13 protein-coding genes and 2 pseudogenes are annotated in these 16,210 nt (G+C 73.4%); 8 read left to right on the top strand and 7 right to left on the bottom strand.

Annotation, left to right across the window (positions count from 1 at the left end; translation table 11 throughout):
* From KME80_RS27810 to KME80_RS27820, 3 genes and pseudogenes are all read right to left on the bottom strand, one after another.
* Positions 1-371, bottom strand: a pseudogene (locus tag KME80_RS27810) (cytochrome P450); the annotation flags it as partial.
* 11 nt (positions 372-382) lie between these two features.
* On the bottom strand, positions 383-1,144 hold the full coding sequence (locus tag KME80_RS27815; RefSeq protein WP_219509318.1) for an ABC transporter permease: 762 nt from the start codon (positions 1,142-1,144) through the stop codon (positions 383-385).
* 11 nt (positions 1,145-1,155) lie between these two features.
* On the bottom strand, positions 1,156-1,920 hold the full coding sequence (locus KME80_RS27820) for an ABC transporter ATP-binding protein (RefSeq protein WP_219509319.1): 765 nt from the start codon (positions 1,918-1,920) through the stop codon (positions 1,156-1,158).
* Positions 1,921-2,250: 330 nt separating this feature from the next.
* Here KME80_RS27820 and KME80_RS27825 point away from each other — a divergent pair, with 330 nt between their 5' ends.
* From KME80_RS27825 to KME80_RS27840, 4 genes are all read left to right on the top strand, one after another.
* Positions 2,251-3,627, top strand: coding sequence for a serine hydrolase domain-containing protein (locus KME80_RS27825; RefSeq protein ID WP_219509320.1), 1,377 nt, complete (start codon positions 2,251-2,253; stop codon positions 3,625-3,627).
* A 103-nt stretch (positions 3,628-3,730) separates the two neighbouring features.
* Positions 3,731-4,375, top strand: a complete 645-nt coding sequence (locus KME80_RS27830; protein WP_219509321.1) for a TetR/AcrR family transcriptional regulator — start codon at positions 3,731-3,733, stop codon at positions 4,373-4,375.
* A 92-nt stretch (positions 4,376-4,467) separates the two neighbouring features.
* A complete protein-coding gene (locus tag KME80_RS27835; RefSeq protein WP_219509322.1) occupies positions 4,468-5,397 on the top strand; it encodes an ABC transporter ATP-binding protein in 930 nt (309 codons plus the stop codon).
* Positions 5,394-6,986: an ABC transporter permease gene (locus KME80_RS27840; protein ID WP_219509323.1), complete on the top strand. Its 1,593-nt coding sequence runs from the start codon at positions 5,394-5,396 to the stop codon at positions 6,984-6,986. Before KME80_RS27835 ends, KME80_RS27840 begins: the two co-directional genes overlap by 4 nt.
* Positions 6,987-7,007: 21 nt before the next feature.
* Here KME80_RS27840 and KME80_RS27845 read toward each other — a convergent pair whose 3' ends face one another.
* The 4 genes and pseudogenes from KME80_RS27845 to KME80_RS27860 form a co-directional block, all read right to left on the bottom strand.
* Positions 7,008-8,243: an FAD-dependent monooxygenase gene (locus tag KME80_RS27845; RefSeq protein ID WP_219509324.1), complete on the bottom strand. Its 1,236-nt coding sequence runs from the start codon at positions 8,241-8,243 to the stop codon at positions 7,008-7,010.
* A gap of 100 nt (positions 8,244-8,343) precedes the next feature.
* Positions 8,344-8,988 (bottom strand): annotated as a pseudogene (locus KME80_RS27850) (maleylpyruvate isomerase family mycothiol-dependent enzyme); the annotation flags it as partial.
* A 34-nt stretch (positions 8,989-9,022) separates the two neighbouring features.
* A complete protein-coding gene (locus KME80_RS27855) occupies positions 9,023-10,171 on the bottom strand; it encodes a cupin domain-containing protein (RefSeq protein ID WP_219509325.1) in 1,149 nt (382 codons plus the stop codon).
* A gap of 114 nt (positions 10,172-10,285) precedes the next feature.
* Positions 10,286-11,116 carry an SDR family oxidoreductase gene (locus tag KME80_RS27860; protein ID WP_219509326.1) on the bottom strand — a complete coding sequence of 277 codons (831 nt, stop codon included), beginning with the start codon at positions 11,114-11,116 and terminating at the stop codon, positions 10,286-10,288.
* A gap of 98 nt (positions 11,117-11,214) precedes the next feature.
* On the opposite strand from KME80_RS27860, the gene KME80_RS27865 reads away from it, so the two are divergent.
* From KME80_RS27865 to KME80_RS27880, 4 genes are read left to right on the top strand one after another with little or no spacing between them, the layout of a single operon-like run.
* Positions 11,215-11,865: a TetR/AcrR family transcriptional regulator gene (locus tag KME80_RS27865; RefSeq protein WP_219509327.1), complete on the top strand. Its 651-nt coding sequence runs from the start codon at positions 11,215-11,217 to the stop codon at positions 11,863-11,865.
* A complete protein-coding gene (locus tag KME80_RS27870) occupies positions 11,862-12,731 on the top strand; it encodes an amidohydrolase family protein (protein ID WP_219509328.1) in 870 nt (289 codons plus the stop codon). The genes KME80_RS27865 and KME80_RS27870 overlap by 4 nt, the downstream gene beginning before the upstream one ends.
* Positions 12,728-14,305, top strand: coding sequence for an AMP-binding protein (locus tag KME80_RS27875; protein WP_219509329.1), 1,578 nt, complete (start codon positions 12,728-12,730; stop codon positions 14,303-14,305). The genes KME80_RS27870 and KME80_RS27875 overlap by 4 nt, the downstream gene beginning before the upstream one ends.
* Positions 14,306-14,308: 3 nt before the next feature.
* A complete protein-coding gene (locus KME80_RS27880) occupies positions 14,309-16,204 on the top strand; it encodes a CocE/NonD family hydrolase (RefSeq protein ID WP_219509330.1) in 1,896 nt (631 codons plus the stop codon).
* The last annotated feature ends 6 nt before the right edge of the window (positions 16,205-16,210 follow it).

Genomic DNA, 16,210 nt, shown 5'->3' on the forward strand with positions numbered 1-16,210 from the left:
TGCTCGACGCGCTCGGTCAGCAGCCGCATCCGCCGCACGGTGAACCGGCCCACCAGCGGCTTGCGGTAGCGGCTGTGCCTCGGCTCGTCCATCAGCAGGAACTCGCCGGGCGGCGCGGGCGGCACCTCGATGTCGCCGTAGTCGATCGTCGGGTGGTGCCTCATGAGCTCCTTGCGGGAGCTGAAGCGCGGGTCGGCCAGGATAGAGCGGGCCAGGTCGTAGCCGGTGACCAGCAGGCCCTGGTGCCCGTCGGCGAAGGGCAGGCGGCTGATCGGGCTCCGCTCGCGCGCCTCGACGAGCTCCTGGGGCGGGTCGAAGGGGCAGCCGGGCAGGCGCTCGGTCGGCAGCGCCGGCAGGGCGTGTTCGGTCATGATGCCTCCTTTCAGGAGATCTTGCGGCGGTAGGTGTTCATGGCGAAGCCGTAGGCGACGACGAGGATGCCGGCGCACCAGGCCAGGGCGACCCACAGGTCGGTGCCGACCGGCTGGCCGGCGAACAGGGCGCGGACGGCGTTGACGACGGAGGTGACCGGCTGGTTCTCGGCGAACCATCGCACCGGTCCCGGCATGGTGTCGGTGGGCACGAACGCCGAGCTGAGGAACGGCAGGAAGATCAGCGGGTAGGAGAACGCGCTCGCGCCCTCCATCGTCCTGGCCGACAGGCCCGGGATGACGGCGATCCAGGTCAGCGCCAGCGTGAACAGGACCAGGATCCCGGCCACCGACAGCCACGCCAGGACTCCCGCCCCCGAGCGGAAGCCCATCAGCAGGGCCACCAGCATCACGACCGCGAGCGAGATCAGGTTGGCGACCAGCGAGGTCAGCACGTGCGCCCACAGCACCGACGAGCGCGCGGTGGGCATCGACTGGAAGCGTTCGAAGATGCCGCCCTGCATGTCCATGAACAGCCGGTAGGCGGTGTAGGCGATGCCCGAGGCGACGGTGATGAGCAGGATGCCGGGCAGCATGTAGTTCACGTACGAGCCCGAGCCTGTCCTGATCGCGCCGCCGAACACGTACACGAACATCAGCATCATCGCGATCGGCATGATCGCGGTCGTGATGATGGTGTCGGGGCTGCGCGCGATGTGGCGCAGGGAGCGTCCCAGCAGGACGGCGGTGTCGCCGAAGAAGTGCTTGCTCATGGTCGTCCCCTTCAGGCTTTCGTGCCGACGAGGCTGAGGAAGACGTCCTCCAGGGTCGGCTGCTTCTCGACGTACTCGACCTTGGCGGGCGGGAGCAGCCGCTTGAGCTCCTCCAGGGTGCCGTTGACCAGGATGCGGCCTTCGTGCAGGATCGCGATCCGGTCGGCGAGTTGTTCGGCTTCGTCCAGGTACTGGGTGGTGAGCAGCACCGTGGTGCCGCCCGCGGCGAGCTCCCTGACGGCCTGCCACACCTCGATCCGCGCCTGCGGGTCGAGGCCGGTCGTCGGCTCGTCGAGGAAGATGACCGGCGGGTGGCCGATCAGGCTCATCGCGATGTCCAGGCGGCGGCGCATGCCGCCGGAGTAGGTGGCGACCCTGCGCGCGCCGGCGTCGGTCAGCGAGAACCGGGCGAGCAGGTCGTCGGCGATCCCGCCCGGGTCCTTGAGGTGGCGCAGGCGGGCGACCAGCACGAGGTTCTCCCGCCCGGTGAGGATCTCGTCGACCGCGGCGAACTGCCCGGTGAGGCTGATCGACTCGCGGACGTCCGGCGCCTGCGTGGCGACGTCGAAGCCGTTGACGCGGGCCGTCCCGGCGTCGGCCTTGAGCAGCGTGGACAGGATCTTCACGGCGGTGGTCTTGCCCGCCCCGTTGGAGCCGAGCAGGGCGAAGATGCTGCCCCGCGCCACGGTGAAGTCCACGCCGCGCAGCACGTGCAGATCCTTGTACGACTTCTCCAGGCCCTGCACCTGGATCGCCTGAGTTTCCTGGGTCGTCATCGCGGGGTCCTGTCCTCCTGGGCGGCGCGCTCGCCGGCGCTGGTGAAGCGGGCACGCTCGCGGGCCCTGTACTGCCGGTAGCGCTTCTTGTCCTCCAGTGACCCGGTGACGATCTCCAGGTACCGGAGGGCGCGGCTCGTCGGCCATGTCCGCCTGCCTCCTTCGTGAAGCCGTTGCCGACGACTACTCGGTGACGCTGACTACCGGTACAAAGTAACACTGACTACCGCTATCTAGCAACACCGAGTAGCTGGCAAAGCAGGAGTGGCATTTGGGGTGATTGATACGCTTGACGGCCACATAACCGAACAGATGGGGGTGTCTCGCCTGATGCTCGAGTCGCTCGGTGACCACTGCGCCCACGTCCTCACGACCACCCCGTCCGCCTCGGTGTCCGTCGCCGTCGCCCGGGACGGCGCGCCGGTCCACGCCGAGGCGTTCGGCATGGCGGACCTGGAGGAAGGGCGGCCCGCCACCGCCGACACCGCCTACCTGCTCGCCTCCATCACCAAGCCGATGATGGCCACCGCCGTGTGCCTGGCCGCGGAGGAAGGGCTGCTCGGCCTCGACGACCCGGTGGAGAAGCACCTGGACGGACTCCGGCTCACCCGGCCCCGGGATCACGGCGAGCCGACCGTGCGCGAGGTGCTCCAGCACCGGGCCGGGCTCGGCAGCCACTACGACTTCGCCTACGCGCCCGCCCCGAGCGTGACGGCGCGGCAGGCCGTCGAGCGCTACGGCACGCTGTACCGCGAGCCGGGCTCCGGCTTCGAGTACTCCAACCTCGGCTACGGCGTCCTGGACCTCGTCCTGCGGTCGGTCACCGGCCAGGATCCCGCCGGCTTCGTCAGCGATCGCGTCTTCACCCCCCTGGGGCTGCGGAGCTGCCACATCGGCCCGGAGTACCGGGGCCCCGCCCAGGAGGCGGCGCGGCACACCGCCGACGGCGGCCGCTACCCGGTCTGCGACACCAGCCACCGGGGCGCCACGCTGGCCTGGGCGACCGCCACCGACCTGGCGATGTTCGGGCTGTCCTGCGCGGACGCGCCCGGCGTGCTGGGCCGGGACTCGCGGGCGGCCATGCTGGACGCCCTGCCGATCCGCCCCGGGCTGGGATACGGGCTGGGCTGGTTCGTCTCGCGCCAGGGCGCGCACACCGTCGTGAGCCACAGCGGAAGCATGGGCGGCGTCGCCACGATGCTCGTGGTGGTGCCCGAACTGCGGCTGGCCGCCTGCGTGCTCGCCAACCGCACCGGCGCGGCCGTGCGCGAATCGGTGCTCGTCCATCTCATGGGCGAACTGGTGCCCGGATTCACCCGGGCATCGCTGCCGCCGCCCGCTGACGCCCCGGCCCGCGAGATGACGGTCCCCGCGGGCGTCTGGGAAGGGCGTATCGACACCTACGAGGGCGGCGTCCCGCTCGTCCTGCGCGTGCGGGACGGGCAGGCGGAGGTGTCGCTGGACGGCGGCGAGCCGGTGGCGGGCGAGCTGGCCACCGCCACCCCGGAGTGGGACCTGCGCGCCCTGTTCGCGGTGCAGCTCCCCACGGCGGACGCGCGGGCCGACTCGCCGCTGCTCAACCTGGACCTCAACGAGCGGGACGGCGTGCTGACCGGCGCCGCCCGGGCGCTGAAGGACGGCGAGCAGGGCGGCCTGCTCGGCAACTTCCTCAGCCACTGGTGCGAACTGCGTCTCACCGACAGCTAGAAACCGGGCCGCACCCGAACCTCGGCACCTCTATGACTACACACGTGTGTAGTATACGATCCAGCCGTGTAGCCAGATGCGCGACGGAGTAGGAGGCTTGGTCATGGCGAGGGTGGAAGCGGACCCGGAGGACCTGACCGCGCGTGCCCGCATCCGCGACGCCGCGCTGCGGCAGTTCGGCGAGCTCGGTTTCGAACGGGCGACCATCCGCGGGATCGCCGAGGCGGCGGGCGTGTCCTCAGGGCTGGTACGCCACCACTTCGGCTCCAAGGAGGCGCTGCGTGAGGAGTGCGAGCAGTTCCTCATCAAGTCGCTGCGCCGGCTCAACGACGAGACCCGCGCCGACCCGACGCCCCGGCAGGCGAACCCGGTCGCCGCCGCCCAGCGGATGTTCGGCGCGTACCAGCCCTACCTCGCCCGCGCCCTGGCCGAAGGGCGCGCCGCGGCCGTGTTCGACGAGATGGTGCGGATGGCCGAGGAATGGCTGGAGGAGGCCGACAAGGCCCGCCCCGACCCGCCCTTCGCCAGCCGGAAGGCCCGCGCCACCGTCGGCACCGCCATGAGCCTGGCCGTCCCCGTGCTGCACCAGCACATCTCCCGGGGGCTCGGAGTCGACCTCCACGGGCCCGAGGGCTCGCACCTGCTCGCCCTGGTCCTGCTCGACCTCTACTCCCACCCCCACCTCACCCCGGAGGCGGCGGCGTCGCTGCGCGACGCCCTCGAAAAGCTCCGGGACCCCTCACCCTGACGCGCGCGTACCCCATAGGACCGCGCCGCAGGGCGTGGCGATCGCGCCCCGATCGGACCACCCCTCCTGATCGACACCACCGGAGCACACCCATGACCCCTGCCATCGAAACCTCCGGGCTCGTCAAGACCTTCGGGCCGGTACGCGCCCTCGACGGACTTGACCTCTCCGTCGGCAGCGGCGAGATCCACGGCTTCCTCGGCCCCAACGGGGCGGGCAAGTCCACCACCATCCGCATCCTGCTGGGCCTCATGCGAGCCACAGCCGGGCGCGCCACGCTCCTGGGCGGCGACCCCTGGAGCGACGCCACCGCGCTGCACCGGCGGCTGGCGTACGTGCCCGGCGACGTGGAGCTGTGGCCCAACCTCACCGGCGGCGAGGCCATCGACCTGCTCGGCCGGCTGCGCGGCGGCATCGACGCCGGGCGGCGCGACGAGCTGATCGCGGCCTTCCAGCTCAACCCCACGAAGAAGGGCCGCACCTACTCCAAGGGCAACCGGCAGAAGGTCGCCCTCGTGGCCGCCTTCGCCTCCGACGTGGAGCTGCTGATCCTGGACGAGCCGACCTCCGGGCTGGACCCGCTCATGGAGGCGGTCTTCCAGGAGATCGTCGCCGGCCTGAAGGACGCCGGGCGGACCGTGCTGCTGTCCAGCCACATCCTCGCCCAGGTCGAGAAGCTGGCCGACCGGGTCAGCATCATCAGGCAGGGCCGGATCGTCCAGGCCGGCACCCTGGCCGAGCTGCGGCACCTGACCCGCACCATCGTGGAGGCCGAGACCGCCGCCCCCGTCACCGGCCTGCCCGCCCTGCCCGGCGTGCACGACGCGACGGCCTCCGGCGCGCGGGTGCGCTTCAGCGTGGACGCCGAACACCTCGACGCCGCCGTCAAGCACCTGGGCGCGTTCGGCATCCGGGCGCTGACCAGCCACCCGCCGACGCTTGAGGAGCTCATGCTCCGCCATTACGGCAACGAGCGTCACTACGGCAACGAGGGTCACTACGGCGACGGGGCGGCGGCATGAGCGCGACCATGACCCGGGGCGGCGCGCTGACCGGCACCGGCATCCTGCTGGGGCTGGCCCTGCGCCGCGACCGGATCAAGCTGCCGGCCTGGACGCTGATCATCGCCCTGTTCGTGCCCTACTTCGCCACCGTGGCGGCCAGGACCAACCCGACCCCCGAGGCGCTGCGCCGCACGATGGACATGATGGACGTGCCCATGCTGCGGCTGTTCACCGGTCCCTCGTACGGCACGGGCGACCTCACGGTCCAGCGCTACCTGATCGCGGTCTACTTCGTGGAGTTCCTGCTGGGCGCCGCGCTGATGAACATCCTGCTCATCGCCCGCCACACCCGCGCCGAGGAGCAGAGCGGCCGGGCCGAGCTGATCCGGGCCGCCGTCGTCGGACGGCACGCCCCGCTCACGGCCGCCCTGCTCCTCAGCGTCATCACCACCGCCGTGCTGGCCGGGCTCATGACCGTCACGGCGATCGGCGCGGGGCTGCCCGCCGGCAGCGCGCTGCTGTTCGCCGTGGCCACGGCGGCGACGGGGCTCGTCTTCGCCGGGGTGACCGCGGTGAGCGTGCAGCTGACCGAGCACGCGCGGGCCGCGGCCGGCATCGCGGGCGGGGTGCTGGGCGTCGTATGGGTGATCCGGGGAGCGGGAGCCGTCCAGGACACCGAGGGCGGCGGGCTGACCTGGCTCTCCCCGCTGGGGTGGTCGCAGCTCACCCGCGTGCTGGCGGACGAGCGCTGGTGGCCGCTGGGCCTGTCCGCCGCGCTGACCGCGGTCCTCGTGACGGCCGCGTACGCGCTGGCGGCCCGGCGGGACCTCGGCGCCGGAGTGGTCGCCACGCGCTCCGGCCCGGCGTCGGCGCCTGGCTGGCTGCGCTCGCCGGCGGCGCTGTCCCTGCGCCTGCAGCGCTCCTCCATCCTGTGGTGGAGCGGCTCGCTGGTCGCCGGCGGCCTGGTCTTCGGCGCGCTCGCCGGGTCGATGCGCGACGGCCTCGCCACGGACTTCCTCGACGCCGGGCCCGACGTCCTCAGCGGCTACCTCAGCCTCATGGTGGTCGGCATGTCGTTCATCGTGGGGATCTTCGCCATCCTGGCGGTGACCAGGCTGCGGACGGAGGAGGTGCGCGGGCGGATCGCCCCGCTGCTGACCACGCCGACCAGCCGGTGGGCCTGGCTCGGCTCGTCCCTGCTGGTGACCGCCGCCGCGGCGGTGACGCTGCTGGCCCTGTCGGGCCTGGCCCTGGGGGCCGGCGCCGCGCTGTCGCTGGGCGACGGCGGCTACGTGGGGGAGCTCACCGGCGCGGTCCTCGCCCGCGCCCCCGAGATCCTGCTGCTCCTGGCGATCACGCTGGCGCTGTACGGGTTCGCGCCCAGGGCCGTCGCCGTGGCCTGGGCGGTGCTCGCCTACGGCGGGTTCGTCCGGTTCTGGGCGACGGATCTGCCGGCGGCGCTGAAGGCCCTGTCCCTGTTCGACCACATCCCGCGGATGCCGATCGAGGGCTTCACCCCCACCCCGCTGGTGACGCTCACCGTCCTGGCGGCCGGGGTGACCCTGCTCGGCCTGTACGGGTTCCGCCGCCGCGACCTGGACGGATAGCCGGGACCCTCCGGTAGGGGGTCAGCGGCCGTCGTAGCCGGCGAACATCGGCGGCAGCTCTTCCGGGGTGAGCGCGGTCGGGCCGAAGAGCCAGTCCACATGCCCGTAGTCGTAGGGATCGCGAGCGCGGAGCACCTCGTTGCGCCACGTCCGCTTCTCCCCGTCGTGATGCCACAGCTCGCCCCAGGCGCGGGCGGTGGTCTGCACGCGGCGGCAGTGCCGGACGCGTACGGCGTTGTAGGCGGCCAGCGCGGCGTCCCAGCCGACCCCGGCCGCGGGGACCCTCTCCGCCCGGCCGCTCGCGTGCTCGGCCAGCACCCACGCGTCCTCGATCGCCATGACGGCGCCCTGGGCCAGGTACTGCAGCGGCGGGTGCGCCGCGTCACCGGTGAGCGCTATCCGGCCGCGGACCCAGTTCGCGAGGGGGTCGCGGTCGAACATCCGCCACCAGCGGTCGCGCCACATCAGCGGCAGACCGGCGCGCACCTGCTCGCAGGCGCCGGTGAACGCCGCGTCGAGCTCGTCCGGCGTGCCCCAGTCGGCCTCTCCCGCCAGCGCCTTCGGCGACTCGAACACCGCGACCTGGTTGAACATCTCCCCGTTGCGCAGCGCGTACTGGACGAAATGGCACCGGGGGCCGACGTGGACGACCACGTCATCGGGCTGCGTCGGCAGGTGGGCGACCTGTCCGAAGGGCACGGCGCCGCGGTAGGCGACGTACGCCGAGTTGACGGGGGCGTCGTCGCTCATGATGCGGCGCGCCACCGAGTGCAGCCCGTCGGCGGCGAGCACGACCCGGCCGAACTCCCGCCCGCCGTCGTGAACGGCGAAGGCCCCTCCTCCGGCCTGCTCGTACCCCGTCACGGTGACGTCGTTGACGAGCTCCACCCCGGCCCGCCGGCAGGCGCGCAGCAGCGCGCCGTGCAGGTCGCTGCGATGGATCACCAGGTACGGGAAGCCGTAGCGCCGCTCGACGTCCCGCAGGTCGAGCACGGTGAGGACGTCACCGTCGAGCGCGTCCCTCATGACGATGCTCCGGGGCAGCACGCCGAGGGACGTGACCTCGTCGAGCAGCCCCCAGTGGTGCAGGATGCGGGTGCAGTTGGGCGCGATCTGCAGCCCGGCGCCGACCTCGCCGAACTCGTGCGCCTGCTCCAGCAGCCGCACCCGCAGGCCCTTGCGGGTGAGCGCCAGGGCGTTGGCCAGCCCGCCGATGCCGCCGCCCACCACCACGACGTCGTGGCCCCGTACAGACATGACCGGTGATTGCCTTTCTCGACGCGTGCCGGACTAGAGCCAGCGGGGGAGCCGGGCCGCCGCCGGGGGCCGTGACGCCGTCCGACCGGCGGCCGGAGAGGTAGGCCGCCAGACCGGCCAGGGTGCCGGTGACCCGGGCGGGCTCGCCGGAGCCGGGCACGGTCCACGTGCCGTCGTGGCCGGTGGCCGTCAGGACCAGCGCGGGCCCGGCGGCGGACCGCCCGGCGGCGATGTCGTCGATCAGGGCGGCGAGGAAGCCGGCCGGCAGATCGTCGAACTCCACGCCCGCGCCCAGGTCGACGGCGTGCACCATGACCTCGCGGGCACGCATCCAGGGGATCTCCTCGGCGGTCACCGTGCGGCCCTGGGCGGTGCGCACGTGCCGCTCCCACTGCGACCGGTCCAGCTCGGCGAGTCGCGCGTCCAGGGTCAGCGCGGCTCGCGCGAGCCAGGCGCGCAGCTCGGCCGCCGGCAACGCGGCGCCGGCCTCGATGTCGGCGTCCCGCCGCTCGGGGGAGGGGTACATCGGCCGCTCCTCGCCGGTGCGGGCCCAGTGCGCCAGGTTGACCAGCGCGTCGGCGTTGGCCGCCAGGTGCGCGAGCAGGTGCCTGCCGCTCCAGCCGGGGAGCCGGGACGGCCCGTCGAGCCGATCGTCCGGCAGCGCGGCCAGCGCCCTGCCGAGGATCGCGCCGCCCTGCGCCATCCACCGCAGGGCGTCGGCGCGGCTCCGGTACGCGGCCGTCATGCGACCGGCCCGGCGGTTGCGCCGGTGACGTGCTTCACGTGCTGGGTCCTTCCACGTCGGAGCGGTCCAGGCGCAGCGCCTCGAAGATCGGGCCGTCGCTGAACCGGAAGAGGTCGAGCGCGCCCGAGTCGGAGTCGGACGCCGAGGCCTCGGACCGCGCCGAGAACGGCGTCCAGGACGGCACGACGAACAGGTCGCCCCTGGTGACCGGCCACGACACGTCGCCGGCCGTGACCCGGCCGCTGCCGTCGAAGACCTGGTAGACCGATGAGCCGGTCTCCCGGCGGGGCGCCGTCTCCGCGCCGCGCCGGATCCGGTGCATCTCGACCCGGATGGTCGGCAGCACGTCGCCGCCGGTGGTGGGGTTGACGTAGCGGACCGCCGCGTGACCGGGCTCGACCGTCGCCACATGACCCTCGGCCTCCAGCGCGAGCTGGTCGGCCAGCGCCCGGTCGGTGTCGGCCCACCGGTAGGCCAGCAGCGGCGTGGCGGGCCGGGAGCCGGGGAACGCCACCGGGCGCAGGCCCGGATGCCCCCACAGCCGCTCCGACCGGGACCGCCCGGGGGTGGTGCGCTCGGCCGCGCCGATCCGGTCACGGCCGGGCTCGAAGAACTGGGACTCGGTCACGTACTGGAACGGGATGTCCAGCCCGTCGATCCACGCCATCGGCCGGTCGGCGGCGTTGTGGTGGGCGTGCCAGTTCCAGCCGGCCTGCGGCAGGAAGTCGCCACGGCGCATGGGCACCGGATCGCCGCCGACGACCGTCCACACGCCCTCCCCCTCGACGACGAAGCGGAACGCGTGCTGGGTGTGCCGGTGCTCCGGCGCGTCCTCGCCCGGCATCAGGTACTGGATCGCCGCCCACAGCGTCGGCGTCGCGAACGGCCGCCCGCCGAGCGCCGGGTTCGCCAGCGCGATCGCCCGCCGCTCCCCGCCCCGGCCGACCGGCACCAGGCGCCCCGAGCGCTCCGCCAGGGCCAGCAGGCTCTCCCACCGCCACAGGTGCGGGACCGCCTTCGACCGGGGGTGCGGCGGCATCAGCTCGCCGATCTCGGTCCACAGCGGGACCAGTGACTCCGTCTCGAAGCCGCGGTACAACTCCGCCAGCGCCGGCGTCGGCGGCGGCTGGCCGGGCGAGTCCACCACGGACAGGCGAACCGGGGAGTCCGCTGTCTCGGTCATGTCAGCTCCTTGGTCGGTCGACGCGGACCCCAGCTTGTCCCGCGAGGCGCGAAAGAGAACAGCAGATTCTGCTGTGCAGAATCTTCCCGGCCCAGCGGCGATCCGGCACGCGGGTCAGCCGTGCGGGCGGCGCAGGAACTCGCGAGCCCCGCGCAGGCGCGTGCCCAGGAGCCCCTGCGTACGGGCGCCGTCCAACCGGACGTCCAGCGCTGCGCCCGGGCCGGTCTGTGCCCGGCGGCCATGGGGGAGGTCGCTCGGGTCGTGCCCGGCCCGGCGGGCGATCAGCCGGCCGAGCTCGTACCGGCTGACCGCGTCCGCGCCCGCCAGGTGGACGATGCCCGCGTGACCGCCCGCCGCCACCTCCAGGAGAGCGGCCGCGAGGTCCCCGACGTACACCGGACAGCGGACCACGTCGGTGAACAGCACCCCTGCGCGATGCCTCATGGCCAGCGCGTGGACGAACTCCTCGTGCTTGGAGTCGCCGTCACCGATGATCAGGGAGGTCCGGGCGACGACGGCCGCCGGGTCCAGCGCCCGGACCGCCGTCTCGGCCGCTGCCTTGGCGGCCCCGTACGGGGTGACCGGATCCGGGAGCGCGTCCTCGTCGTAGCGGACCCTCGTACCGGAGAAGACGGCGTCGCTGGAGACGTGCACCAGCCGGCACCCGTGCGCTTTCGCGGCGACCGCCACGTGTGCGGCCCCGTCAGCCGTGGCCGCCCAGTCGGCTCCTCCGGACGCGGCGTTGATCACGATCGACGGCCGTGTGGCGGCGATGACGGCGGCGATCTGATCCGGGATGCGGAGGTCGACCGGCGACCACCGGGCTTCCGGGCCGCTCTGAGGCCGGGTGGTGTAGGTCGCTGTGACACTGTGCCCGGCAGCGTGCGCTAGCCGGACCAGCCGGCTGCCCAGATGGCCGCTGCCGCCCACGATCAGGATGCTCATGCGGCGCCACACTACGAGCTCCGCCGATGCGCCGGCCCTTGACCGGGGATCCTCCTCGTGGTTCAGTACCTGTCAATCGATCGATAGGGAAGCTGTTCATGGGGATTGCGGAGATCCAGCAGGTGGCGGTGAGCCTGTTCGCGCAGAAGGGGTATGCGGCGACGGGCATCCGGGAGCTCGGGCGGGCCGCGGGCATCACGTCGGCGACCCTCTACCACTACGCCGGGTCCAAGGAGGAGATCCTCACCGGCATCATGCGGGCGTGCCTGGAGGAACTGCTGCGGTCGGCGCGCGAGGCGGTGGGCGGGTCGGCGGATCCGGCTGTGAGGCTGGCTCGTCTGGTGCGGGTGCATGTGGGGTTGTGCGCGCTCAACCCGCTGACGGCGAAGGTGACCGACCAGGAGATCCGGGCGCTGACCGCCGATGACCACAGGCTGCTCGTCGGGCTCCGCGACGACTACGAGTCGATCTTCGCCGGGGTGATCGAGGACGGCATGAGCACGGGCGTCTTCCGGCTCGCGGATCAGCGTGTCGCCCGCCTGGCCCTGCTGGAGATGTGCAACGGCGTGGCCAACTGGTACCGGCCCGACGGCCGGCTGGGCGTCGCCGAGCTGCAGGACCAGTTCGTGGAGCTGGCCTGCCGTCTCATGGGGGCGCCGGCGCGGAGGGCGGAGGATCCGGGGGAGCTTCCGGCTCCCGTCCGGCTGGCGAGCGAGCCGGTCGCCGAGCGCGCGGAGGTGGCGGGGTGAGCGTCATCGACGCCCGGGTACGGCTCCCGCAGGAGCTCCGCCCGGCCACCGCGTACGCCGCCCCGCGCCAGCAGGTCGAGCAGTACGACAGGGTCCTGCAGCTGACGGACAAGATGAACGCCGGCCGCCTCGCCGATCTGCTGCAGGCCATGGACGACGAGGGCATCGGCCGGGCCGTCATGCACGCCGAGTCCGAGGGCGGCGAGCCGGCGGAGGCGCTCAACGAGGCGCTGTGCCGGGTCCTGGCCGACCATCCCGGCCGGTTCGCGGGCATCGGATGCGTCGACGTCGCCGAGTCGCGGCCGACGCGGATCGCCCGGCAGGCGGCCTCGATCGCCGGTCTCGGCCTGCTGGGGGTCACGGTGCAGCCGGCGTTCTTCGGGCTGGACATCGACGACCGCCGCCTGTATCCCCTGTATTCGCGGGCCGAGGAGCTGGGCCTGATCGTGGCGGTGCACACGGGCATCACCTACAGCCGGATGCACCCGCTGCGGCACGAGCGGCCGGAGCTGCTGGACCAGGTGGCCTGCGACTTCCCGGACCTGAAGCTGATCGCCTGCCACGCGGGCTGGCCGTGGGTGACCGAGTACTGCGCCGTGGCGCGCCGCCACCCGACGGTCTACCTGGAGTTCGGCGCGCTGGCGCCGCGATACGTCGCCAGGGCGGGGACCGGCTGGGATCCGCTGTTCGGCATGATGCGCAACGTCCTGCGTGATCAGGTGCTCTACGGCAGCGACTGGCCGATGATGGCTCCGGCCCGCGCCCTCGCCGAGTGGCGGGAGTCCGGGCTGCCGGACGCGGCGCTGCGGGCGCTCTTCCACGACAACGCCTCCCGCCTGTTCGGGTTCGGCGGGGCGGCCCGGTGACGGGCGGCGTCACGCTGTCCGCCATGCTCGGCCGGGCGGCGGCCGACACCCCTGACGGCGCCTTCCTCCGTACGCGTGAAGGAGATCTGACCTACCGCGAGACCGAGGAGCGGTCGGCCGGGCTCGCGGCGGCGTTCGCCCGGGCGGGAGTGGGCGCGGGCGCCCGCGTCGCGCTGCTGATGGGCAACAGTCTCGAACAGGTCGTCGTCTGGTTCGCGCTGGCGCGGCTGGGCGCGGTGCACGTGCCGCTCAACACCGCCCTGCTGGCCGAGCAGCTGACGCACGCGCTGCGGGTGGCCGGGGCGTCGGCGCTGGTCGCGGACGCCGAGTTCCTGCCGGTCGTCGCGCCGGTGCTCGATCGGCTGCCCGAGCTGAGGCGGGTCGTCGTCAACGGCCCGCCGGGCGAGCCCCGGTACGAGGACCTGGCCGCGTACCGGGACTGCCCGGACCGGGCTCCGCGGGCCGAGGTGGACGAGCTGGGCGCGGCCACCCTGCTGTTCACCTCGGGCACGACCGGCGTGTCCAAGGCGTGCGTGCTGTCGCACCGGTACCTCGCCAGGCAGGCGCAGCTCCATGCCGCGAACCTGGGCCTGCGCGGCGACGACGTCCTCTACTGCCCTTTCCCGCTGTTCCACATCGACGCGGCCACCCTGACCGTCGGGGCGGCCCTGGCCTGCCGTGGCACCGCCGCGCTCGGCCGCCGCTTCAGCGCCTCGCGGTTCTGGGACGACGTGCGCGACTTCGGCGCGTCCGTGTTCAACTTCATGGGCGCGACGCTGACGATCCTCTGGAAGCGGCCACCCGGCGAGAGGGACCGCGACCACCGGGTCAGGCTGGCGTGGGGCGTGCCCATGCCCGCGTGGCACCGGGAGTGGGAGGAGCGGTTCGGCATCCCGCTCCGGCAGGTGTACGGGCTCACCGACGGCGGGGTGCCCGTCTACGACCCCGTCGAGGGCCCGCGCAGGCCCGGCACGTGCGGCCGGGTGATCCCGGAGTTCGACGTCCGGATCGTGGACGACGCCGGGCGCCCGCTGCCCAGCGGGCGGATCGGCCAGATCATCGTACGGGGCCGCGAGCCGGGGCTGGTGATGAACGGCTACCACGCGATGCCCGAGGCCACCGCGCGGGTCCTGAGGGACGGCTGGCTGTACACCGGCGACCTCGGCACGCTCGACGACGACGGCTACCTGACCTTCGAGGGCAGGCTCAGCGACTCCATCCGCCGCCGGGGCGAGAACATCTCCGCCTACGAGGTGGAACAGCTCCTCACCCGGCATCCGGCGGTCGTGGAGGCGGCGGCCGTCGGCGTGCCCAGCGAGCTGACGGAGGAGGACGTCAAGGCCGTCGTGGTCGTCCGGCCCGGCGCGAGCCTGACCGCCGGGGAGCTGCACCGGTTCTGCGTGGACACCGCGCCGGGCTTCATGGTGCCCCGCTACATCGAGCTCGTGCCGGCCCTGCCGAGGACGCCGACGCAGAAGGTCGAGAAGTTCCGCCTGCGCCAGGCCGGGATCACCCCGGCGACCTGGGACAGCCAGGCGCGGCCGGACCATGACCAGCGCCAGGCAGGAGACTGAACGATGTCCCGGATCCTGCGTCACGTTCCTCTGACGATGCGCGACGGCGTACGCCTCGACGCGAACGTCCACCTGCCCGGCGGCCACTCCGCCGCCGGGTCGCCGGTGATCGTGGCCGCGAACCCGTACGCCAAGGACGTGTGGTTCGGCCCGCGGACGGCCCCGCACCTGGAGAGGTTCACCCGGGCCGGGTACGCGGTCGCGGTGGTCGACTTCCGCGGGACCGGCGCCTCGGAAGGGGTCAAGCAGGACGCGTTCGAGCGGGTCGAGCAGGACGACATCCACGACGTCGTCGAGGAACTGGCCGCACAGGAGTGGTGCGACGGGAGGGCCGCGGTCTGGGGCCTGTCCTACGGCGGCATCACGGCGCTGCGCGCGGCGGCCGGCGGGCCTCCGTCGCTGCGCGCGGTGGTGGCGATCGAGGGATCGACGGACCCCTACACCGACGAGGTGGCGCGCAGGGGCGCCGTCGGGCTGGCCATGATCATCGGCGAGTGGTCGGCGATGATGCTGGCGCTGACCGCCCTGCCGCCCGAATCGCCCTGGCTGCCCCGGTCGGCGTTCTCCGCGCGGCTCCGGGCGGCCAGGCCCTGGCACGAGGCGTGGGCGGAGCACCCGCACCGGGACCACTACTGGCGGGGCCGGGAGGTCGACCCCGCCGCCATCGAGGTGCCGACCCTCCTCTTCACCGGCTGGCGGGACACCAACGTCGCCGGCGCGTGGCGCGACTTCGCGGCGATCCGGGCGCCCCGCCGCATCGTCTGCGGGCCGTGGCTGCACGGCATGCCGGAAGGGCAGGAGCGGGCGCCGGTCGACTCCGTGGCGCTGGCCATCGCCTGGTTCGACGAGCACGTACGGGACATCCGGCCCGAAGGCCCGCCGGCGCCGGCCGTGTCGGCGTACGTCATGGGCGCCGAGCGGTGGGAGTTCGCCGAGCGGTATCCGGCCGTGCCGCCCGTCGATCACGTCCTCCACCTCGCGGCCGGCGCACTGCGCACCGGCCCGCCCGCGACGCCGGGCCGGGTCTCCGTCCGCTTCGACGCGACGGTCGGAGTCGCCGCCGGGCTGGGGATGTCGGCGGCTCCCGGCGACCAGGCGCGGGACGCGGCCCGCTCCGCCGTCTTCACCTCCGAGGCGCTCGGCGCGAGCCTGGACCTCGCGGGGGAGCCGCGCGTCAGCCTCTCGCTGCTCGTCCCGCACCTCGACGTGGACGTGGCCGCCAACCTCAACGACCTCGCGCCGGACGGCCGCGCCACGCTGATCACCCGCGCGTTCCAGCGCCTGTCCAACCCGCCGCCCTACACCGGGACGCCCCGGCCGTCGGACGCCGGGCATCGGGTCGAGCTCGCCTTCGACCCCACCCGCTACCGGTTCAGGCCCGGGCACCGCCTCCAGCTGACGCTCAGCGCGGCGGCCTTCCCCGAGCACTGGCCGCACCTGTCCGGCAGCGGCTACGACGTGCTCGTCGGCCCGCCGCACGGCAGCGCGCTCCACCTGCCCGCGATCCCCACGGCCGACGAGACGCCCCCGTTCGAGCTGCCCGCGCCCATCGCCGTGGAAGGCGGCGATCGGATGCTCGACCGGGTCGTGCCCGTGACCGTCGAGGAGAGCCCGGACGGCACGGAGGTCGTCGTGCGCGGCGGTCACCGGTCGGCAGGCCGCACCCTCGGGGGCGATCCCGTGGAGCTCCTGCACGCGTACGAGATCTCGGCACGCGCCCACGACCCCTCGGCGACGCGGCTCAGCACGCGGACCGACATCAGCGTGGGCATGGCCGGGAGCCTGCGGAGCGCCCACGCCACCTGCGAGATCAGCCCGTACGGGTCGGCCGCCACGTTGCGCGTCACCGGCGACGGCATCGACCACTCCGCCACCTGGGACACGCCGTCGCGAACGTGAGCGGAG

Source organism: Nonomuraea ceibae (assembly GCF_019396325.1).
Lineage (GTDB): Bacteria > Actinomycetota > Actinomycetes > Streptosporangiales > Streptosporangiaceae > Nonomuraea > Nonomuraea ceibae.